22 protein-coding genes are annotated in these 20,056 nt (G+C 69.1%); 9 read left to right on the top strand and 13 right to left on the bottom strand.

Annotation, left to right across the window (positions count from 1 at the left end; all coding sequences use genetic code 11):
* Positions 1 to 649, bottom strand: a 649-nt coding sequence (locus TFC3_RS38955) for an FAD-binding oxidoreductase (protein ID WP_236717925.1), incomplete at its 3' end; no start/stop codon positions are given.
* A 127-nt stretch (positions 650 to 776) separates the two neighbouring features.
* Here TFC3_RS38955 and TFC3_RS01275 point away from each other — a divergent pair.
* Entirely contained in the window at positions 777 to 2,864 is a 2,088-nt protein-coding gene (locus tag TFC3_RS01275) for a S9 family peptidase (RefSeq protein ID WP_067505692.1), read from the top strand.
* Between the two features lie 28 nt (positions 2,865 to 2,892).
* Here the strand turns inward: TFC3_RS01275 and TFC3_RS01270 are convergent, their stop codons facing one another.
* The 6 genes from TFC3_RS01270 to TFC3_RS01245 form a co-directional block, all read right to left on the bottom strand.
* Positions 2,893 to 4,341, bottom strand: a complete 1,449-nt coding sequence (locus TFC3_RS01270; RefSeq protein ID WP_067494436.1) for an FtsX-like permease family protein — start codon at positions 4,339 to 4,341, stop codon at positions 2,893 to 2,895.
* A complete protein-coding gene (locus TFC3_RS01265; protein ID WP_067494433.1) occupies positions 4,338 to 5,027 on the bottom strand; it encodes an ABC transporter ATP-binding protein in 690 nt (229 codons plus the stop codon). The genes TFC3_RS01270 and TFC3_RS01265 overlap by 4 nt, the downstream gene beginning before the upstream one ends.
* Positions 5,024 to 5,560: a PadR family transcriptional regulator gene (locus TFC3_RS01260; RefSeq protein WP_067494429.1), complete on the bottom strand. Its 537-nt coding sequence runs from the start codon at positions 5,558 to 5,560 to the stop codon at positions 5,024 to 5,026. The genes TFC3_RS01265 and TFC3_RS01260 overlap by 4 nt, the downstream gene beginning before the upstream one ends.
* A 242-nt stretch (positions 5,561 to 5,802) precedes the next feature.
* Entirely contained in the window at positions 5,803 to 6,321 is a 519-nt protein-coding gene (locus TFC3_RS01255; RefSeq protein ID WP_161952514.1) for a TIGR03086 family metal-binding protein, read from the bottom strand.
* Between the two features lie 53 nt (positions 6,322 to 6,374).
* Positions 6,375 to 6,707 (bottom strand): hypothetical protein, encoded by a 333-nt coding sequence (locus tag TFC3_RS01250; protein ID WP_067494423.1) that lies wholly within the window; start codon positions 6,705 to 6,707, stop codon positions 6,375 to 6,377.
* Between the two features lie 110 nt (positions 6,708 to 6,817).
* Positions 6,818 to 7,609, bottom strand: coding sequence for a L,D-transpeptidase family protein (locus TFC3_RS01245; protein ID WP_236717924.1), 792 nt, complete (start codon positions 7,607 to 7,609; stop codon positions 6,818 to 6,820).
* A gap of 149 nt (positions 7,610 to 7,758) precedes the next feature.
* Here TFC3_RS01245 and TFC3_RS01240 point away from each other — a divergent pair, with 149 nt between their 5' ends.
* Both TFC3_RS01240 and TFC3_RS01235 read left to right on the top strand, forming a co-directional pair.
* A complete protein-coding gene (locus TFC3_RS01240) occupies positions 7,759 to 8,373 on the top strand; it encodes a CGNR zinc finger domain-containing protein (protein WP_067494417.1) in 615 nt (204 codons plus the stop codon).
* Positions 8,374 to 8,428: 55 nt separating this feature from the next.
* The gene (locus tag TFC3_RS01235; protein WP_067494414.1) at positions 8,429 to 9,316 is read left to right on the top strand and encodes a zf-HC2 domain-containing protein; all 888 of its coding nucleotides are present in this window, start codon (positions 8,429 to 8,431) and stop codon (positions 9,314 to 9,316) included.
* 3 nt (positions 9,317 to 9,319) lie between these two features.
* Here TFC3_RS01235 and TFC3_RS01230 read toward each other — a convergent pair whose 3' ends face one another.
* From TFC3_RS01230 to TFC3_RS01220, 3 genes are all read right to left on the bottom strand, one after another.
* Positions 9,320 to 9,550 (bottom strand): hypothetical protein, encoded by a 231-nt coding sequence (locus TFC3_RS01230; protein WP_067494411.1) that lies wholly within the window; start codon positions 9,548 to 9,550, stop codon positions 9,320 to 9,322.
* Positions 9,551 to 9,655: 105 nt separating this feature from the next.
* Complete coding sequence (gene mscL / locus TFC3_RS01225; protein ID WP_067494408.1) at positions 9,656 to 10,090, bottom strand: large conductance mechanosensitive channel protein MscL; 435 nt, start codon at positions 10,088 to 10,090, stop codon at positions 9,656 to 9,658.
* Between the two features lie 115 nt (positions 10,091 to 10,205).
* On the bottom strand, positions 10,206 to 10,559 hold the full coding sequence (locus TFC3_RS01220) for an anti-sigma factor antagonist (RefSeq protein WP_067494405.1): 354 nt from the start codon (positions 10,557 to 10,559) through the stop codon (positions 10,206 to 10,208).
* 193 nt (positions 10,560 to 10,752) lie between these two features.
* Between TFC3_RS01220 and TFC3_RS01215 the strand changes: the two genes are divergently transcribed.
* The 6 genes from TFC3_RS01215 to TFC3_RS01190 are packed head-to-tail and all read left to right on the top strand — an operon-like array spanning position 10,753 to position 16,404.
* The gene (locus TFC3_RS01215) at positions 10,753 to 11,592 is read left to right on the top strand and encodes an STAS domain-containing protein (protein WP_067494402.1); all 840 of its coding nucleotides are present in this window, start codon (positions 10,753 to 10,755) and stop codon (positions 11,590 to 11,592) included.
* 4 nt (positions 11,593 to 11,596) lie between these two features.
* Positions 11,597 to 12,016: an STAS domain-containing protein gene (locus tag TFC3_RS01210; RefSeq protein WP_067494399.1), complete on the top strand. Its 420-nt coding sequence runs from the start codon at positions 11,597 to 11,599 to the stop codon at positions 12,014 to 12,016.
* A complete protein-coding gene (locus TFC3_RS01205) occupies positions 12,013 to 12,432 on the top strand; it encodes an ATP-binding protein (RefSeq protein WP_067494396.1) in 420 nt (139 codons plus the stop codon). Before TFC3_RS01210 ends, TFC3_RS01205 begins: the two co-directional genes overlap by 4 nt.
* Complete coding sequence (locus TFC3_RS01200; RefSeq protein ID WP_082772335.1) at positions 12,429 to 13,508, top strand: SpoIIE family protein phosphatase; 1,080 nt, start codon at positions 12,429 to 12,431, stop codon at positions 13,506 to 13,508. The genes TFC3_RS01205 and TFC3_RS01200 overlap by 4 nt, the downstream gene beginning before the upstream one ends.
* Complete coding sequence (locus tag TFC3_RS01195) at positions 13,505 to 14,848, top strand: sensor histidine kinase (RefSeq protein ID WP_067494393.1); 1,344 nt, start codon at positions 13,505 to 13,507, stop codon at positions 14,846 to 14,848. The genes TFC3_RS01200 and TFC3_RS01195 overlap by 4 nt, the downstream gene beginning before the upstream one ends.
* Complete coding sequence (locus tag TFC3_RS01190) at positions 14,845 to 16,404, top strand: SpoIIE family protein phosphatase (protein WP_067494390.1); 1,560 nt, start codon at positions 14,845 to 14,847, stop codon at positions 16,402 to 16,404. The genes TFC3_RS01195 and TFC3_RS01190 overlap by 4 nt, the downstream gene beginning before the upstream one ends.
* Before the next feature lie 20 nt (positions 16,405 to 16,424).
* On the opposite strand, the gene TFC3_RS01185 is transcribed toward TFC3_RS01190, so the two are convergent.
* Genes TFC3_RS01185 through TFC3_RS01175 form a run of 3 tightly spaced genes read right to left on the bottom strand, consistent with a single transcriptional unit; the run spans position 16,425 to position 19,937 of the window.
* Positions 16,425 to 17,618 (bottom strand): pyridoxal-dependent decarboxylase, encoded by a 1,194-nt coding sequence (locus tag TFC3_RS01185; RefSeq protein ID WP_067494387.1) that lies wholly within the window; start codon positions 17,616 to 17,618, stop codon positions 16,425 to 16,427.
* Positions 17,615 to 18,520 (bottom strand): hypothetical protein, encoded by a 906-nt coding sequence (locus tag TFC3_RS38460; protein ID WP_067494384.1) that lies wholly within the window; start codon positions 18,518 to 18,520, stop codon positions 17,615 to 17,617. The genes TFC3_RS01185 and TFC3_RS38460 overlap by 4 nt, the downstream gene beginning before the upstream one ends.
* Before the next feature lie 10 nt (positions 18,521 to 18,530).
* Complete coding sequence (locus TFC3_RS01175; protein WP_236717923.1) at positions 18,531 to 19,937, bottom strand: APC family permease; 1,407 nt, start codon at positions 19,935 to 19,937, stop codon at positions 18,531 to 18,533.
* Positions 19,938 to 20,056 lie beyond the last annotated feature (119 nt).

Genomic DNA, 20,056 nt, shown 5'->3' with positions numbered 1-20,056 from the left:
CCTGCACCGGGGTACGCACCCAGCGGCGGGCTTCGGGGAGCGGCTCGACGTGGACCGTGGCCGACAGCAGCACGCCGTCGATTTCGGCGATGCCGGGGCTGCCGTTTTCGCCGTCGGACTCCGCCTCGTGACCGTCGCGGGTCGTGTAGGTGACCTTGTGCACCTGGGCGGCGGGGGTGCCGAAACGATGGCGGAGCGGACCTGCTTCGTTGCGGGCGAGGACGCCGCCGAGGGTGGCAGAAGGGGTGGGCGGGTCAACGGCCAGGCGCTGGCCGCGCAGGGCGAGCGCGGCTTGGATGGCTCGGATGGCGGTGCCGGTGGCTATCTCGGCGGTGGCTTGCTCGCGGTTGTGGTGCCAGATGCCGTTCAGCCGGCCGGTGTCGAGGATGAGGTCGACGCCGGGCGGGGGCTTGCCCCAGTCGAGCTTGGAGCCGGAGCCGCGGGCGACAACGGCGAGGCCGCGCTCGGCGGCCAGGCGCATGGTGGCGGCGACCGCGCGAGGGGTGGCCGGGGTGGCGACGAAGCTGGCCAGGCGGCCGGCCACCGAGTCGGCGATGGTGGCCGGGCGGGCAAAATCGGGGCCGCAGATGTCGATCAGGGCTCGGAGCACCGGCTCACGCGCGGGGAGCCGTGGTTGCTTCGGGTCCATAACCTGCTCCCCCGCTCATAAGTCCGGTTGGAGATCGTCCACTCTGCACATCGTACACATGTTCGAATGACTCGGGGAGAGTGTAGGGCACCTCGTGGACTTCGAGCGCCCGGTAACGTGGGCAAGCGTGACGACTGACATGCCCACGACCCCGCCCGCAGTGCGCCAGGTCCCCACCGAGCGCACTTTCCACGGCGACACCGTCACCGACGAGTTCGCCTGGCTCGCCGACAAGGAGAATCCGGAGACGGTCGCCTATCTCGAAGCCGAGAACGCCTGGACGAAACGGGCGACCGCGCACCTGGAGCCGCTGCAGACCACGATCTTCGAAGAGATCAAGGGCCGCACCCAGGAGACGGACCTCTCGGTGCCGCAGCGCAAGGGCGCCTTCTGGTATTACACCCGCACGGTCGAGGGCAAGCAGTACGGCATCCAGTGCCGCGTCCCGGCCGCCCCCGGCGCCGTCGAACCGCCCGCCACCGGTGACGGGGCCCCGCTGCCCGGCGAGGAAGTGCTGCTGGACGGCAACGAGCTCGCCGAAGGCAAGGCGTTCTTCGCGCTCGGCACGTTCGATGTCACGCCGGACGGCAACCGGCTGGCCTACTCGGTCGACTTCGACGGCGACGAACGCTTCATCCTCAGGGTCAAGGACCTGGTCACCGGCGAGACACTGGCCGACGAGGTGCCCGGCACGTTCTACGGCAGCGCCTGGTCGGCCGACGGCTCGACGCTGTTCTACATCACCGTCGACGAGGCCTGGCGGCCCTACCGGGTCTGGCGGCACATCGTCGGGCAGCCGGCCGCCGACGACGTCATCGTGTTCGAGGAGGCGGACGAGCGCTTCTGGGTGGGCGTCGAGCTGACCCGCAGCGAGAAGTTCATCGTCATCGACGCCAACAGCAAGGTCACCTCCGAGGTACGGGTGATCGCCGCCGAGGACCCGACCGCCGAGCCGGCCCTGATCCGCGAGCGGGTGCAGGGCGTCGAGTATTCGATCGAGCACCACGGCCACCGGTTCCTGGTGCTGCACAACGAGAACGCCGAGGACTTCGCGCTGGCGTACACCTCGGCTGACAATCCGGGCGACTGGGTCGAGCTGATCCCGCACACCCCGGGTACCCGGCTGGAGTCGGTCGACGCGTTCCAGCGGCACCTGGTGGTCTCGCTGCGCCGCGACGGGCTGACCGGGCTGCGGGTGCTGGCCGACGGCAGCACCGACAGCTACGACATGCAGTTCCCGGAACCGCTGTACAGCGTCGGGCTCAGCGGCAATCCGGAGTACGACACCAACATCGTGCGGATCAGCTACACCTCCATGGTCACTCCGGACTCGGTGTACGACGTGGACCTGATCACCCGGGCCATGGAGCTGCGCAAGCGCAAGCCGGTGCTCGGCGGCTACGACCCGGAGCAGTACGAGCAGTTCCGCGAGTGGGCCATCGCCGACGACGGCACCAAGGTGCCGATTTCGATCGTGGCGCGCAAGGATGTGCCGCGTGATGGCAGTGCGCCGCTGCTGCTGTACGGCTATGGCTCGTACGAGATCAGTATCGATCCGTATTTTTCCATCGCCCGGCTCTCGTTGCTGGACCGCGGCCTGGTTTATGCGATCGTGCACGTGCGTGGCGGCGGTGAGCTGGGGCGCGGCTGGTACGAGAGCGGCAAGATGCTGACCAAGCGCAACACGTTCACCGACTTCATCGCGGCCGCCCGGACGCTGGCCCGCTCGGAGTGGACCAGCGCCGACCGGATCGTGGCGCGCGGTGGCTCGGCCGGCGGCCTGCTGATGGGCGCGATCGCCAACCTGGCCCCGGACGCGTTCGCCGGGATCGTGGCACAGGTGCCGTTCGTGGATCCGCTGACCTCCATCCTCGACCCGTCGCTGCCGTTGACGGTCACCGAGTGGGAGGAGTGGGGCAACCCGCTGGAGAACGCGGACGTCTACGCGTACATGAAGTCGTACAGCCCCTATGAGAATGTCGTAAAGCAGCACTATCCGAAGATCCTCGCGGTGACCAGCATCAACGACACCCGGGTGCTGTACCACGAGCCGGCGAAGTGGATCGCGCGCCTGCGAACCACCGCCCCGGACGGGTCCTACCTGCTCAAGACCGAGATGGGGGCCGGTCACGGCGGCCCGAGCGGTCGTTACGACTCGTGGAAGGAAGAGGCGTTCGTGGTCGCCTGGACCTTGGACACGGTCGGCCTGGCCTGAGCGTGACGCGCGGGGCAGGGCACCGGCTCTACCCCGCGCGCAGTTCCTCCACCTCGGTGCTTGAGCGTAGAACGAGCAGACCGATCGCTGTTGCCACGAGCATGGCGAGGAAGGCCCCGGCGCCAAGCAGGGCAAGCCTTTCCAGCGGTACGGGCACCGCGAGCCGAACCTGACCCGCCGCAACCTCTGACCCGGACAACCGGGCAATCCCGGCCCCAGCCACCAACGCGAGCGCCAGCGCCGGGATCAACGGCAGAAGCGACTGCCAGAGCACAGACTCCGAAAGCGTCTTCTTCGGTACGCCCACAGCAGTCAAAGCCGCATAGGCTCGCCGCCGCGCCACAATGCCCTCGGCCAGCGAAACCAGCATGCCCGCCGCCGCCACGGTCACCCCGATGCCGATCGCAACCATGACCAAGTCGACGGCCCCGGTGTAGAAGCCCTCCGACCCGCCGAGCCCGCTTCCCTCGTTCCCGGTGAGGGCGTTCAAGCGGCGGTACGCCTCGGCTTGGGTGCTCAGTTCAGTGCGGTAGCCCAGCGCGATGGCCCCGAACACCACGCTGGCGAGCAGCGCGGCAAGCGTCCGGCTGCCACTCCACGGGTCCGCCATGAGCCGGCGCCCGGCGAGCAGCATGGCGGGACGACGGCCGTGACGCTGCAGTAGCCGCCCGGTGGTGTGGGTGATCCAGCCGGTGCCCAGCACCACGCCGAGCATCACCAGCAGGATGCCGCTGCCGATCGCGGTTGCCACCCGGTTGACGTCGTTGTTTATCCACTTCACCGACTCGGCCGCCTGGAACAGCACCAGACCGGCGAAGATCAGGAAACCGGGCCACGGCAGGGGACCATCTTCACGGGTACGCCGGACCACCCCGAGCGGGCTGATCACCACCCGGCGCAGCAGCAGCGCTCCGACCAGCCCAGCCAGCACCGGCACCAGCGCGAGCAGCACCACGATCACCAGCACCGGGGGCAGCACGTCGGCCGGCAGGAGCAGCTGACCCTCGGCGTTACGGCGTTCGAGCAGCACCCGCAGCAGCAGGAAGATCCCCAGCCCACCGATCGACCCGAGCACCCCGGCCATCACCGTCTCGGCGCCGGCGATCAGCACCGCTTCGCCGGGGGTGGCCCCGGCCAGCCGGATCGCGGCGAGCCGGCGATCCCGCGCCGGGGCACCGAGCCGGATGCACTGCCCGGCCAGGGCCAGCACGGGCAGCGCGAGCAGGATCAGCGCGATGCCCACCCCGGGGCGCAGCCCGGCCTCGGCGAGCAGAGCGGAGGAATAGTTGGCTCCGGGCGTACGCAGAGACTCGCCGTTTTCGGTCACGTATTCGTCTCCGCCGTGGATCGTGAACACGGTCGCCGCGCAGAGCAACACCACGACTGCCAATGCGGCGCTGATCGCTGTCAGGGCCGTGCGCAGGTGATCGGTGCGGTTCCCGGCGACCGCGAGCCGGGCCAGGGTCGCGGGCTTCACGCGGGCATCCTCAGGCCCAGACCGCTTGGGTCAACCACGCCGTCCCGCAGCGCGATCTCCCGGTCGGCATACGCGGCGATCTGCGGCTCATGGGTGACCAGCACGACCGCCATGCTGCGCTCGCGGGCCACGTGCACGATCTCGCTCAGCACCCGCTCCCCGGTCAGCACGTCCAGCGCTCCGGTCGGCTCGTCGGCGAACAGCACCCGCGGCTCGGTGACCAGGGACCGAGCCGTGGCACAGCGCTGCTGCTGACCGCCCGACATGGCTCCGGGCAGCTTGTCGGCCAGCTCGGCAACGCCGAACCGATCGAGCCACTCACCGGCAACCTTGCGGGCCTGCCGCCGCCGCGAACCGGCCAGCAGCAGCGGCAGCGCAACGTTCTCGACGGCGGTCAGCTCCGGAACCAGCTGGCCGAATTGGAACAGCACTCCGAATTCCGTGCGACGCAGCCGCGACCGCGCCGCCTCGCTGAGCGAACCCAAGTCCTGACCCCGGTAGCTCACCCCGCCGGAATCCACCTTGAGCAGCCCGGCGAGACAGTGCAGCAGCGTGGACTTGCCGCAGCCGCTGGGCCCGGTAACCGCCACGATTTCGCCCTCGGCCACCTCCATGTCGACGCCGCGCAGGGCGGGTGTGCGCCCGTACCTTCGGTGCAGTGCGGCACCTTGCAGCAGTGCGGTCACGAGTTCACCTCTTGGTTGAGTTCGGCGACGCGCAGCAGCGTGGTCTGCAACCAGCGCAGGTCCGCGTCCAGATGGGCAATGGCGTAGTCGGCGGCCACCACGTCCCCGGCCGAGGCACCGCGGGCGGTTTTGATCCCGGTCAGCTCACGCAGCCGGGCGACGTGCGCCTCGCGCTGGGCAATGAGGTAGCCGGTAGTGGTCTCCTCGCCGGCCACGAGCAGGCTGACCATGACCTTGGCGAACAGGGTGCTGGTCACGTAGGGAGCGGGCGACTCGATCGCGGCCAGCCACTCGGCCAGCCGGGTGCGGCCGGCGCCAGTCAGCGAATACGAGGTGCGGTCCGGGCCGGCATCGCGATCCTGCCCGCTCTGCTCGACCAATCCGTCGCGCTCCAGGCGGCCCAGCGTGGCGTAGACCTGGCCGAACGCGAGCGGCTTGGCCTGCGGGAGGCGGTCGTCGTGGGCCCGCTTGAGCTCATAGCCATGCCGGGCACCGCCGGAAAGCAGGCCGAGAAGCACGTGCGAGGTCGACATGGCCGGTACTATTCACTGAGTGAATAGCCGAAGTCAAGGCACCCGGCCGGTACGTTCACCGGGTTCTTCGACGGCGCTGCGTTCGCCGAATCCCTTGACGGCGCTGCGTTCGCTGGGTCCCTTGACGCCGCCAGTCGCGCAAAACGGCTCGCACGAACGGCCTCGCGCGAAACGGAATAGTGCGAAGCGGCCTCGCGCCAAAACGGCCTCGCGCCAAACGGCCTCGCGCGGAACGGCCTTTGTCAGGCGACGCGGCCGAGGGAGCTGACGAGTTGGTCGAGCGGGGGTGCGGACTGCGGGGTGCCGACGGGTTCGGGGATGGCGGCGAGGGCCCGGGCGGTGAAGCCCAGCTCCTGGGTCACCACGTCCTCGGGGAAGTCGGCCTGCTGCCCGGTCGCGCGGGCCAGGTCCCAGCCGTGCACGATCAGCTCGGTGAGCCGCAGGTGCAGGGCCATCAGCCCGTCGACCCGCCCGAACGGCACTTCCAGGATGCGGTCGAGGATGCCCGGCTGCCCGAACGCCTCCACCAGCCCGGCCGCGGTTTCATCAAAGCCGGCGAGCAGCTCACGGTACGTCGGGGGGCGCGTCAGCAGTCCGGAAGTGTCCATGACATTGCCCAGCACGAGGTGCCTGACCAGCGCCTGCACATCCCATTCCGGGCACGGCGTCGGATCGCCCCACTGGCCAGGCTGGACGGAGGAGATCAACTTCCCCACCCGATCGACCACTTCGGCAAGCTGATCAACGGTCGCCGCGCTCACGTGCACACCCTATTGGGCCGCGCAAACCGGTGGCGTCACCCGACCGGCGTGGTTCAGCTTCCGCTGTCGGAAAACGCCAGGTTGAGCACGGCATGGGCGACCCAGATGGCCTGTTCCTTGCTGTCGTACGGCCCGACTCGCAGTTCCACTGCCTTGTCGCCGAACAGTGCTCGTACCGTCCAGCTGTTCGGATGCCGTTCGTTCTCGCGGCTGTGGTTGACGACCACCTGGGTGGCACCGCGGACATTCACCACCGACCACTTCTCGTCGGCCGTGGGCCAAGCCCGGAACCAACCCGGGGCAGCAGGCACGCACTCCTTGCCGGCCTCGGCCAGCGCCCACTTCAGCTCGTCCGGCAGCGTCGTCGCCGGTACCGCATGCGTCATGCTGCCACCCCGTTCACCCCGCGAGCGTCACCTTCAGCCGCGCTCCGGCCTGACCACCCGCGCACCACGCTTCCCGTGATGACCGAAATGTCAGAATAGCGGGGTGGTGCTCAGTAGACCCACACCTTCGTCTTGAGCGGGATCTTGTCGTTGCTCCACAGGTAGTTCATCGCCGCGATGGACAGCCGGGCACACCCGTGCGACGCCGCGTACGGAGGCACGCTGTTCGCCCCGTGCACCGCGATGCCGCCGTTGAAGTACTTGGGGCGCCACAGCAGGCCCAGGGGCGCGTTACGCCAGCCGTCGATCTGGCGGGACACCGTGAACTTGCCACTGGGCGTGGCCGCGACGTGAGTCGCACCCTCCTGCTCGTAGCGCTCGTAGGACCCCGTCGACGTGTTGAACGCCTGGGTCACCTCGCCGTCCTTGACGAGCATCAGAAGCTGACGCTTCTTGCTGATCTCGATGACATAGCCGCTCCGGCTCCGGGCTTTTGGACGTACCCCCTGGTCCAGGGCTTTTTCGGTCTTGGGGCCAACCACGCCGTCGCGCGACAGGCCCGCCGCCTTCTGCAGCGCGTAGACCGCCTGGGTCGTCTGCCCGCCGAAGGTGCCGTCCGCCTTGCCGTTCCAGTAACCCAGCTCGGCCAGGCGCTTCTGCAACGCCACGACCCGATCCCCCTTAGCGCCGCTGCGAAGCCGTTCCGGCGCCTCGGTCGGCTGCTCGGTTGGCTGCTCGGCGGGCGGCGGAGTGGTCTCGGCCGGCGCGCTGGGGGCTGTGGATGGCGCTGTGGAAATCGAGTTCGCGGGCGCCGCAGTGTCGCTACCACCCGAGTCACAAGCGGTCGCGAACGTTGTCACCGCAGCCACCGCCACGGCGAAAGCCAGAGCTTTGCGCACCACAATCCCCTCCTTGCCCTCGATCATCACACGCGAGAAACTTTCCCGTCCGTTCATTGCCCAGTCAAGCCGAGCAGCGCAAACCCGTGGCCCAAGAGCCCGTACGAGCGACGGGGATGCGGGTGTGAAAAAGAATCAAGTACCCTTCGCCTATGTCATGGAAGGCGAGCGCCCGGCACGGGGTACGCGAGGCGCCGGCCGGCCTCGCCCTGCTGCAAGACTTCCTGAACACCCGGGGCACCATGTCATACGCCCCCGACCTGCTCGCCGGCCCCGACGACGCCCAGCGCTGGCTCACCGAGTCCCTGGCCACCTGGTCCCGCGTGTCGGCCCTGCCCGCGCCGGTCCTGCTGCTGTCGTCCACCGACATGCGCTCCCTGCGCCGGCTCCGGACCACGTTCGAAGGCATCATCCTGACGGGCAACGGCCGTGAGCAGGGACATGACGGTTCGCTGCCACCTGCCGACGTACCGGTGACCCTGGTTCCCGAGGCGGACGGATGGGTCCGGATCGTGCCTGCGGGGCGAGGGACAAGGTGGCTGGCGTCGGCGCTGTGGGCGGAGGCTTTGCTGGCGCAGCAGGCGGGGTTGTGGGCGCGGTTGAAGCTGTGCAACAACGTCGAGTGCCGGGCTGCGTTTTTCGATACTTCGCGTAACAACAGCGGGGTATGGCATGACGTCAGCACGTGCGGCAATACGGCTAACTTGCGGGCGTTCCGGGAACGGCGGCGGTTGCTGGGCGGGACCGGAGAGCAGGGCGGCGCCTGATATCGGTACCCGGCGGTGGGGAACTTACCTCGCGCCGCGCGCGACTATTGAGGGTATGGCGTGTGAGCAGTGGCGTGAGATGCTGTCCGCCCAGTTGGACGGCGAGGACAATCCGGCCGACCGGGCGCGGGCCGGCGAGCATGTGGCTGGGTGTGCCGGATGCCGGGAGTGGCTGGATCGGGCCGCTACGGTCAACCGGCTCACGCGTACCGGGCTGGTCACGGACGTACCCGACCTGACCGGCGCGATCCTGGCCGCCCTGCACGCCGAAGAAGCCGGAGCCGAACTCAAAGCCGAGGCCGGCGAGGGCGCACAACCTGGGCGTCGCGTCGGTGGGACGTTCAAGCGGCGCGGGGGGACGTTCAAGCGGCGAGCAGTGGTCCTAGGCAGCGAACCGCCCGCCAACCGGCAAGCGCGAGCCGCAATCATCCTCTTCGTGGCGCTGGCGGCGGTCGGGGCCGTGCAGCTCATCCTCGGCCTGGCCCAGATCGGTGGCGGTACGAGCAGCCTGCACGTTCACACCGGTGAGGACGCCACCCCGGGCCACCTCTGGCATGAGTCCGCAGCCTGGAACGTAGCTGTCGGTGCCGGGTACCTCTTCATCGCTCTGCGCCGGAACCGCCCGACCGGGTTGGTCCCCATGCTGACCGCGTTCGTGGGCATGCTTCTGCTGCTGTCTGTAAACGATCTCTCGGCCGCCCGGGTTGATGCCGAGCGCCTGGTCAGCCACGGCTTTGTCATCGTCGGCTACCTGATCGTGGTGGCGCTGTCCCGGGTGGGCGGCGGTTTCGCTCAGCCGCCGGGAAGCCGGGTACCCGTCGGCACAGGCTGGCATCTGGTCGAGGATGACGACGAGGTGGAGGCACCGCGTCCGCCGCGCTTGCGGCTTGTGCAACCCGGCCCGCTCACTGCCCGGTACGACGACCACCAGGAAGCGGCATAGGACTCAGCGGCGAGGCCGGACGGACAGCTCCCGCCACTCATCCGGGCCGGCCAGCAGCACCCGGACCATGTCCCAGGCGGCCTCCTCCGAGTCGTGCTCGAAGAAGTGGGAGACGCCGTCGGTGCCACCAGCGCGTTGTTCGACGTACCACTGGTCGCCGCTGGTGCGCAGGTAGACGTCCTTGCGGGCGACGTGTCCCCATTTTCCGTTCCACCAGTGCTTGCGCTGCTCCATCCCGGCACTGTATCGAACAATTGTTCGAACAGTGCCGGGAGGGGCCAGGTTTCTGATCAGCCGCACCGGCCGGAGGCCAGGATCAGCGCCGACCGGTGGGCCGGATCAGCGCTGGTCCTGGTGGCGTCCCAGGATGTCGTTCACCGCTCCCGGGGCGACCTGCTGGCGCACCAGCGCGTCGCGGATCTCGGTCAGCAGCTTGACCTCCTCGCTGGGCGCCTCCGGCGGGGGCTCCTCGCCCCGCTTGCGACGCTCGGCGAGCTTGTTGAGCGGGAAGACGACCAGGAAGTACAGCACCGCGGCGGTCAGCAGGAACGTAATCAGCGCGTTGATGAACGACGCGTAGTCGAACTTGACGTCGTTGATCGTCCAAGAGCCCGCGTTGACGCCACTGCCGCCGCCCAAGAGCTGGATCAGCGGCTTGAGGAACGCGTTGGTGAACGAGGTGACGACCGCCGTGAACGCGGCACCGATGACCACGCCGACCGCGAGGTCGACGACGTTGCCGCGCATGATGAAGTCTTTGAAGCCTTTGAGCATGGGACTCACGCACACTCCTGCGTCAGGGACCGAGGGGGTTCACGGCGCAGTTGCCCACCGCCGATCCGCGACAAACTACGCCGATCGGCCGTCCCACGAAGTGGCCGGTGAAGGCCTAGTCGAGCGCCGGCTCCTCAGCCGTCACAGCCTCATCCACCGTCGGGTAGGTATGCAGCACCTCGACCAGCCCGCTGACCTCAAGGATGCGCAGCACGCCACGCTGTGGTGCGGCCAGCCGCACGACCCCGCCCGCGTCATCCGTGCTGTTCTTGGCGCGCACGAACACCGACAGGCCGGTGGAGTCGCAGAACGACACGTCGGCCAGGTCGAAGACCAGCCGGGTGCGACCCTTTTCGAGCAGGTCGCTGATCTGGTCCTGCAGCTGCGGCGCGGTGGCCATGTCGAGCTCGCCACCGACCGACACGACGACGACGTCCCCGCGCTGTTCCGTTTGTACCGTCAGTGACATTCAGGACCTCCCAGTTATGCGCTGAACGTTACTCCACGCTGCGGTTGGCCCGCAGAACGGGGAGACCCTGCTGACCATGGGTTTAATAGTTGGCCTAGGACAAGCAAAGGACGCCCCGATGGTAAAGTCCGGCGCGGCTGCCCGCGACCTGCGGGAGGCCCAGCCCGGCGGAAGGTACGGGGAGGCAGCGAAAATGCTGAGTTCGCAAGAGGGAAATAGCTTCGCTGACCTGCTCGCGACGCATGCGGAAGCGGTCATTTCGGCCTGGACCGACGAGGTGGCCCACTCGTTGCGGGGCCGGTTGAGCCATGCCGAACTCCAGCGTCAGGTCACTGAGCTGCAAAAAGGTTTCCAGTCAGCGCTCTTCGGCGGCGCCCTGGACCTGGCGGACGACGCGGCGGCTGAGTTGCGCGCGCAGCTCAGCGAGCTCTCCAGCCTGCGGGCGCGGCAGGGTTTCAGCGCCAACGAGACTGCGGTGAGCGTGTTCACGCTCAAGGACGCGATCCTGCGGGTGGTGAACACCGACGATGCGGGGTCACTACGCGACTACGTGAGTTTTTCCACGTTCATCGACCGGGCCGCGCTGTTCACGTTCGACAGCTACGTGCGCGTCCGCGAGGAATTGATCGCCGATCAGGCCGAGCAGCTCCTCGAGCTCTCCACCCCGGTGGTCAAGTTGTGGGAGGGCGTGGTCGCGGTCCCGCTGGTCGGCACGCTGGACTCGGCTCGCGCCCAGGTGGTCATGGAGCGGCTGCTGCAGTCACTGGTCGACACCGGTTCGCCGTACGCGATCATCGACATCACCGGCGTTCCGGCGGTGGACACCCAGGTCGCCCAGCACATCCTCAAGACCGTGGTGGCCGCCCGGCTGATGGGCGCCGACTGCATCATCTCCGGCATCCGCCCGCAGATCGCCCAGACGATCGTGGCGCTGGGCATCGAGTTCGGCGACATCGCTACCAAGGCTTCGCTGGCCGACGCGTTGCGCTACGTCCTGAAACTGACGGGGACCACCAAGCGGCAGGAGCGCTGATCCGATGGATCGCGTACCGGTACTCAAGATCGGCGACATCCTGCTGGTGTCGATCCAGATCGACATGGAGGACCAGGTAGCCCTGCAGTTGCAGGAGGATCTGGCCGAGAAAATCGTGGCCACCGGCTGCCACGGCGTGATCATCGACATCAGCGCGCTGGACATCGTCGACTCCTTCGTCGGGCGCACGCTGGCCACCATCGCCTCGGTGTCGAAGGTGCTCGACGCCGACACCGTCGTGGTCGGGATGCGCCCGGCGGTGGCCATCACGCTGGTCGAACTCGGGTTGTCGCTGCCCGGCATCCGCACCGCGCTCAACGTTGAGCTGGGCATGGAGCTGCTGGCCAAGGCCCGCGCCGAGCTGGACTGGGAGGCCGGGGACAGCGGGGACGACGAGGACGAACCGGCGGTCACCGCCCCATGACGACCCGGGATGGCGTCGCGGCCGCCGAGCGGATCGAGGTCACCTCCGACCAGGATGTCGTCCGGGTCCGCCAGCTCGTGCGCGCCACGGCCGTGGCCGTGAAGCTGTCACTGGTCGACCAGACCAAGGTCGTCACCGCCGCCAGCGAGCTGGCCCGCAACACCCTCGTCTACGGTGGTGGCGGCTCGGTCGAGGTGCTGCGCGTCGAGAACGGGCGCCGGGCCGGCGTCAAGATCGTGTTCGCCGATCAGGGCCCCGGGATCCCCGACCTCGACCTGGCCCTGACCGATGGCTACACCACCGGCGGCGGGCTGGGCCTCGGGCTCAGCGGCGCCCGCCGGCTGGTCGACGAGTTCGAGATCGACACCGAGGCCGGCCGCGGTACGACCATCAGCGTGACCAAGTGGTGCCGATGAGCGGAGGCGCAGTGGCGTCCCAATCCGAGCCGTCCGCCGAGCTACCTTCCGGTGGCCGGCGCCGCGACATCGAGGAAGGCTTGCTCGACGGCGGCCTGTGGTTCCGCGTGGAGGCCGCCACCACTGCCGCTGCCGTGCGCCGCACCGCCGAACGGCTCGCCACCGAGCTGGGCATTGCGGACAAGGACATCGCCGACCTGTCGATAGTGGTCGCCGAGGCCGCCGGCAACCTGGTCAAGCACGCCGAGGGCGGCGTGATGCTTGTCCGCGCGGTCCGCGCTCGCACCCGCGCGGGCGTGGAACTCATCGCGATCGACAGCGGGCCGGGCATGAGCGATGTGCTGCGCGCGGTCGGCGACGGGCACTCCACCGCGGGCACGCTGGGCATCGGGCTGGGGGCGATCCTGCGCCAAGCCAGCTGGTCGGACATGCATTCGGTGCCGGGCAAGGGCACGGTGCTGGCCGCGCAGGTCTGGCCCGGTGGGGAGCCGGAGCGCTCCTGGGCGGCCGGGCTGACCCGCCCGCTCACCGGCGAACCGGTCAGCGGGGATTCGTACGCGATCCGCGAGGCCGGCGGCCGCCATCAGGTCCTGGTGTGCGACGGTCTGGGGCACGGCCGGCTCGCCCATGCCGCCGCGCAGGAGGCCGTACACGCTTTCCATGCCGCCGCTGCGATACCACCGGCCGCCGTGGTGGAGGCGTTGCACCGCGCGCTCTCGCACACCCGGGGAGCCGCGCTGGCCGTGGCCGAACTGGACGTCGAACGCTCGGTGCTGCGCTACTGCGGGCTCGGCAACATCAGCGGTACGCTGCTGGCCGGCGACGGCACCCGCAAGGGATTGGTGTCGCTGCCGGGCATCGCCGGTCACCAGAAGCGCCAGATCCGCGAGTACGACTACCCGTTGGACCGCGACGCCGTGCTGCTGATGCACTCCGACGGCCTGGTGGACCGCTGGAACCCGTACGACTATCCGGGTTTGCTCATGCACTCACCGCAGGTCATCGCAGCGACCGTGCTGCGCGACGCGGGGGTCCGCCGCGATGATGCCAGCGTGCTCGTCGCGCGGGTGCCATGAGAGCCGAGCCGTTGATCCGGATGCGGATCCGGGTTGAGCAGGATGTTTTCGTGGCCCGTCAGCTCGGCCGCGAGGTGGCCCGCGAGGTCGGGCTGGAGGCGCAGGACCAGACCAGGCTGGCCACGGCGGTCAGCGAAGTGGGACGGTTGCTGCTCACCGCGGGACGCGATACCGATGTGGCGTTCGTAGCGCTCGCAAGTGGGGTACCCACTCTGCAGGTGGAGATGGCGCACCAGATGCCCGGCGACGCGGATCGTCTCAAGGCGCAGCTGACGCAGGTGCGCCGTCTCGTCGACACGATGGAGGTAACCCATGGCGAGCCTGGCACGGTCGTACGGATGTCCCGTCGCCTCCCCATGGGCGCGCCGGCGCTGAGCGACGGTCGTATGGATGAGATACGCAATCGCCTGTCCAGCCATGTCCCCGGCACGCCATTCGATGAGCTCTCGGTGCAGAACCAGCAGCTCATCGTGGCCCTGAACGAGGTCCGCGCGCAACGCGACGACCTGGCCCGGCTCAACGCCGAGCTGGAGGAGACCAACCGTGGCGTGATGGCGCTCTATCACCAGCTCTCCGACGAGTTGGAGGAGACCAACCGTGGCGTGGTGGCCCTGTATGCCGAGCTCGACGAGAAGTCGGTGCAGCTACGGGCCGCGAGTGAGGCCAAAAGCCGGTTCCTGGCCAACGTCAGCCATGAGCTGCGCGCACCGGTCACGGCCATCATCGGGCTCGGCCGGCTGCTCACCGACGAGTCGTCCGACGATCTGACCGAGGAGCAGCGCCGCCAGGTGGAACTGATCCGCGGCTCAGCCAGCGATCTGCTGACCCTGGTCAACGACCTGCTCGACCTGGCCAAGGCCGAGGCCGGCCGGGTCGAGCCGCACTGGTCCGAGGTGGATCTCAAGGCGGTCTTTGGTCAGCTGCGCGGCACGTTGCGCCCGCTGGCCACCCGCCCCGAGGTCGAGTTTGTGGTCGAGGAGCCGCAGGTGCCGACGCTGCGCTCGGATGAGGTGCTGCTCGCCCAGGTGCTGCGCAACCTGCTGACCAACGCGATCAAGTTCACCGCCGAGGGTTCGGTGCGCCTCAGCGTCGTCCCGGCCGGCGACGACGTCCGGTTCGCGGTGGCTGACACCGGCGCAGGCATACCGCCCGAACTGCATGAACGCATCTTCGAGGAGTTCTATCAGGTGCCCGGCAGCAAGGCCCTCAGTGGCAAGGGCACGGGCCTGGGACTGCCGTACGCCCGCAGGTTGGTCGGCATCCTCGGCGGCGCCCTGCACGTCAGTTCGGCCCCCGGTCAGGGCAGCACCTTCACCGTTTCGCTGCCGGTGAACCCATGACCCCGGCCACCGTCCTTGTCGTCGATGACAGCGCCACCAAGCGATATCTGCTGGTGAGCTGGCTGACGCGCGCCGGGTTCACGGTGATCGAGGCGGAGACGGGCACCTCCGCGCTGACGGTGCTGGCCGAGAGCGGCGCCGATATCGACCTCGTGGTGCTGGACGTCAAGTTGCCGGACATGAGCGGCTTCGAGGTCTGCGAGCGGATCAAGACCGACCCGGTGCACGGCGTGCTGCCGGTCATCCACGTGTCCGCGCACGCCGTGGACGTGGTGGATCGCACCCAGGGCCTCAACCGCGGTGCCGACGCGTACCTGGTCGAGCCGATCGAGCCGGATGAGCTGATCGCCACGTCGCAGGCGGTGCTGCGCTACTACCGGGCCCGCCAGCGCGCCGAGACCCTCGCCGCGCGGATGCTCAAGCTGGCCGAGACCACGCTGGCCATCAACTCGGCGCCGACGCTGGCCGGGTTGCTGCAGGCCGCCGCCGACGGTGCGTTCCAAGTCTTCGGTGGTCCGACAGTGGTGGTCGCCGAGACCGCCGAGGGTGAGGGCCTGGCCGCTACCGCGTCCGCAGGCGCCACCGCAGCCGTGCGCCCCTGGACCGTCGAGCACCAGGAACTGGCTGTGGGTTCGACGGTACGGACAGAAGAGCCGTCCGCCTGGAGCCTGGTCGATTGGGCCGACAGGGAGCAGGTGGCGGTCGCGTCGGCCCGGCTGCGCAGTGACCGTACCCCCGTCTATGTTGCCGTGCCCGCCAGCTCGCAGAGTCCCGGCAACCCGGTGTTGCGTCAGCTCTCCCAGGCCGTGGCCGCCGCGGTGGAGGCGCAGCGCTCGTTCGACGAGGAACACCGCATCGCCGTCACGTTGCAGCGCAGCCTGCTGCAGTCCCGCCTGCCCGACCTACCCGGGCTGGAGCTGGCCGTGCGCTACGAACCGGCTGGCGCCCAGACCGAGGTCGGCGGCGACTTCTACGAACTGACCATGCTGGACGGACGCCTGCTCGTGGCCATCGGTGACGTGGCCGGCCACTCGCTGCACGCCGCCACCGTGATGGCCGAGGTGCGCCACGCCGTGCGCGCGTACGCCGTCGAGGGGCACCCGCCGGGCGCGGTGCTGGAGCTGGTCAACCGGTTCATGCGTACGGTGCTGCCCGCCGAGTCGGCCACGCTGTGCCTGCTCACCCTGAAACCGGACACCGGTCACGTCCGGCTGGCCAGCGCCGGTCACCTGCCACCGCTGCTGCACGTCGCCGGTTCCGGGGCGAACTTCCTCGCCCCGCGAGGCCCGCTGCTGGGCATCAACGCGCCCCGGCCGCCGGATCTGGAGTTCATCCTTCCGCCCGGTGGCACCCTGGTGCTCTACACCGACGGCCTGATCGAACGCCGGAATTCCGACATCGACGTGGGCCTGACGGCGCTGGCCGAGTGCGCCGCCGACGTCGAACCGAGTCTTGACGCGTTCTGCCAGCGCCTGCTGGTCCGCCTGGCCGGCGAGGCCGAGCAGGCCGACGACATCGCCGTGGTGGCGCTGCGCCGGTCCGCCACCGCAGAGTAATCCCTGTTCTGCCCAGGGCCTTACGCCGAGGCGCGGTGCCAGCCCACCTCCGCCATTTCCGCCACGAACGCGTCCACCTGTTCCTTTGTGGTGCGCGGCATGCAGACCAGGTGGCTCTGCCCGTTCGCGTCGGTGGCGAGCGGCCAGCGCTGCTGAATGCTGGCCGGCGGGGTCGGGAAGACGACGGTGAAGGCCCACGGGTGGCGCCAGGCCGGCCAGCCGACCGCGTTCAGACGATTTTCCGCGTACGACGCGAGCTGCCGAGCCGCGTACGCCTGGTCGCGCAGGCCCTCGTTGCCGTGGGTGGCGACGGTGTACCACATCATCGCGATCGGGAGCCCGTCGATGCTGCCGACCGGGGTGTCGTCGATCGAGGCGATATACGAGACGTGCTGGCTGCGACGGCTCGCCGCGTTGCGCCCGACGACCAGGCCGCAGACTCTGGGCGTACCCAGAAATTTGTAGCCGCTGAGCGAGACCGAGTCGACTCCCTCAGTGATCAGCTCCATGTCCAGCGCCAAGGGGATTGCGCTCAGCGCGCCGTCACAGTGGACATAGCGGCCTGGAACTCCGGCCGCGTCGAGGACTTCGTGCACCCGGCGGGGATCGTCGACGGCCTCGGTCATGGTGGTACCAGCGGTAACTGTGACGATGGCTGATGCATCGGGGCGAATTGACCGAGCCAGGTGCTCGTAATCCAACTCCCCGTAGGCGTCGGTGTGCACCCGGACCGCCGGGATGTTCAGCTCATGCAACATCTTGGGCACGCTGTAGTGCGCCGCCGCCGAGTAGTAGGCGACGGCGGTGGTCATGCCGTACGGCGTACGAGGGAATCTGTCTCTGGCCGTGAGCAGCCCCGCGCGATTGCCTGCTGTGCCCCCGGTGGTCGCGTTCCCCCACCAGTCGTCGGCCGGCAGGTCGAACAGGTTCGCCGCCCACTCAAGCAGCGCCCGCTCCAGGCTCTTGGTGTGGTTGCCACCGGGCGGGTTGGAGCCCGCGCTGCCGATGTTGTTCCAGAGCACCTCCTGAAACGGGCGCAGCGCAGCGAAATCACCGACCGGCCCGGTCGGGAAGAACATGTGCCGTTCGGCCTCTTCCTCGCGCTGGGCGAGGGTGGCGCCGAGGACCTCGTCGACGTTGACGGGGTGGCCGCTGATCAGGGACGCGGCCTTGTCCAGCCAAGCGAGAGCGGGGTCCTGCGGCGCCCCGGTCATGCGCTCATCAACACGTGGTGCAACTTCTCAAGGCCCTGCCACACCGGGGCGTCGCGCGGCGTGGCGTTGCCCGGCAGGTCGTTGTCCAGGCGCGGGCGGTAGATGCTGTGCACCACCCGGTTGGTGATGATCACATGCTGGCCGCTGCCTCCGCCGGTACCACCGACCTGAGCGGCGCGCAGGAAGTACATGGCGGTGCCGTCCTTGAGGAAGACGTAGCCCTGCCCGGCCAGGTTGAGCCCGTCGGCGCTGGTCACGTTGCGCTTGGTCTCGTGCCACGGCGCGGTCGGGGTGTCCAGGGTGGAGATGGCCAGCCCGATGTACTCGGTTTCCGGGGTGACCGAGTCGCTGCGCAGCACCAGGCCGTCCATGGGCGTACGCGGATCCCAGCGCTTGCCGGTGCGGTACGCGGTCTGGATCTGGTTCCAGGCGTGGTTGCTGAGCTCGTTGAGCAGCGCGGGCAAGTCCTCGCCGCGGTGCTCCTCGTAGTCCAGCCGGGTGGCGGTGCTCAGCCGGAACGGACGAGCCGACTCGTCGACGGAGAACAGGATCAGCGCGTGCTCCCCCAGCGCGTCGCGCGTGCCGGTGCGGTCCGCGGCGTTGCGAGCGTGCGAGGCGTTGACCTGGATCGCGCGGTCGAGGGCGCGGCCGCGTACCGAAGCCGACAGGCCCTGCGGTTCGGCGGCCGGATGCAACGGCTGGCTGTAGTTCTGGGCCTGGTGCGGGGGTGTTTGCGGGGTCTGCGGCGGCGGAGGCTGCTGCGGCGGAGGCTGCTGCCACTGCTGCCACTGCTGCTGCGGCTCCTGGTACGGCGGCGGCCCGGCCGGCCAGGAGCTCTGCGAATACGGGTCGGAGGGAATGTGGTGCCGACCGGAACGCGAGGATGCGGGGGGCTGAGTCACGACGCCTTTCCTAGAGCTCGATGTCCGCAAGCCGAGCCGCCGGTACGGCGTGCCGGTTGCCCTGCCCCTGGCCGATCTGCTGCCAGGCCTCGGGACGCGAACTACGCAGGTAGGCGGCCCACAGCAGACCACCGATCGCGAACAGGACCACCACGGCGGGAATGATCAGCGGAGCCGACGAGCCGGGCGCACTGCCCAGCAGCGCGTCCACGTTGACCACCATGAGCACCAGCACCACCAGGCCGCCGATGACGCCCAGACCCGGGGCGAAAACGCGCTTCCACGCGGTTGCCGGGGCCGGGCCACCGGCGCGCAGGTAACGCATCGCCGAGATCGACGTGACGATGAGCAGCGACAGCAGGCCGAGCGCGCCGAGCGTGGAGAACCAGGCGAACAGCGAGGCCAGCGGGTCCAGGCCGAGCACCGCGAACACCACGATGACCAGGACCGCGATGCCGCTCTGCAACAGCGAGCCACCGACCGGAGCGCCGGTGCGCGCGTCCCGCCCGGTGCTACGCACCCAGGCCGGCAGGACACCCTCGCGTGCCATGGCGAATCCGTACCGGGCGGCGATGGAGTGCAGCGCCAGCAGCGACGTGATGATCGCGAAGATGAGGACCATGGTGACGAACGGCGGCATCAGCGGGCCGTACTGCTTGTCGAACGCGGTCATCGGGTCGGGCAGCGCCGCGGTGACCTGCTTGGGGCCGACCGCCACACCGACCGCCCAGGAGGTCACGGCGTAGACGAGCACGAGCACGGTGAGCGCGGCGGTGACGGAGCGGCCGGGACCACCCGGGGTGCGGGCTTCCTCGGAGAAGCTGGCGCCCGCCTCGAAACCCATGAGCGACGCGAGCACGTAGGCGGCGGCGCCACCGACACCACCGGTCAGCCCGGCGGTGCTGAAGCCATCGGGGTTGTAGCCGGCAGCGGGATTCTGCACGGCGGCGATGACGAACAGCACCACGATGAGCACCGAAACGGCGAGCACAAAGGAAAGAACCACGGTGGAACGGGCGATGCCGCTACTGCCGAACAGCGCGATGAGCGCCGCGATGATGAGCGCCCCGACCCACCATTTGCCGCCGAACGTGTCGGACAGCTGGGCACCCAAAAGGCCGTAGAGAGAAGTCTGAATACCGTTGTACGCAACCAGCGCGACGATTCCGGCCGCGACCCCGGCGGATTTGCCGAGCCCCCGCCCGACCACCGCGTAATAGACGGCGGGGTGCGGCGCTTGCCGCGACATCTCGGTGTAGCCCACCGAAAGGAAACCGACGACGGCCCCGATGAGCAGGAACACCAGGGGTACGGCGAGTACGCCGGTGGTGGCATACGTCGCCGGGATGCTGCCCAGCAGCACAACGGGCAGGGCGGAAGCGGCCACGGCGAAGACCCACATCGCCGGGGTGGTCATTGTCTTACGGTCGAGTGAAGTCGCCTGATTCGTCATCGCCGGCCACCACCCGCATTTTCGAACGGTTGTCCTAAGTAGGCGCTATAGTCGGGCGGGGGAAACACGGGGGCCTCCGAGAG

It is taken from the genome of Actinoplanes sp. TFC3 (genome assembly GCF_001553785.1).
Taxonomy (GTDB): Bacteria; Actinomycetota; Actinomycetes; order Mycobacteriales; family Micromonosporaceae; genus Actinoplanes.
The sequence above is the reverse complement of the archived record's forward strand: the minus strand, read 5'-3'. Positions and strand labels throughout refer to the sequence as shown.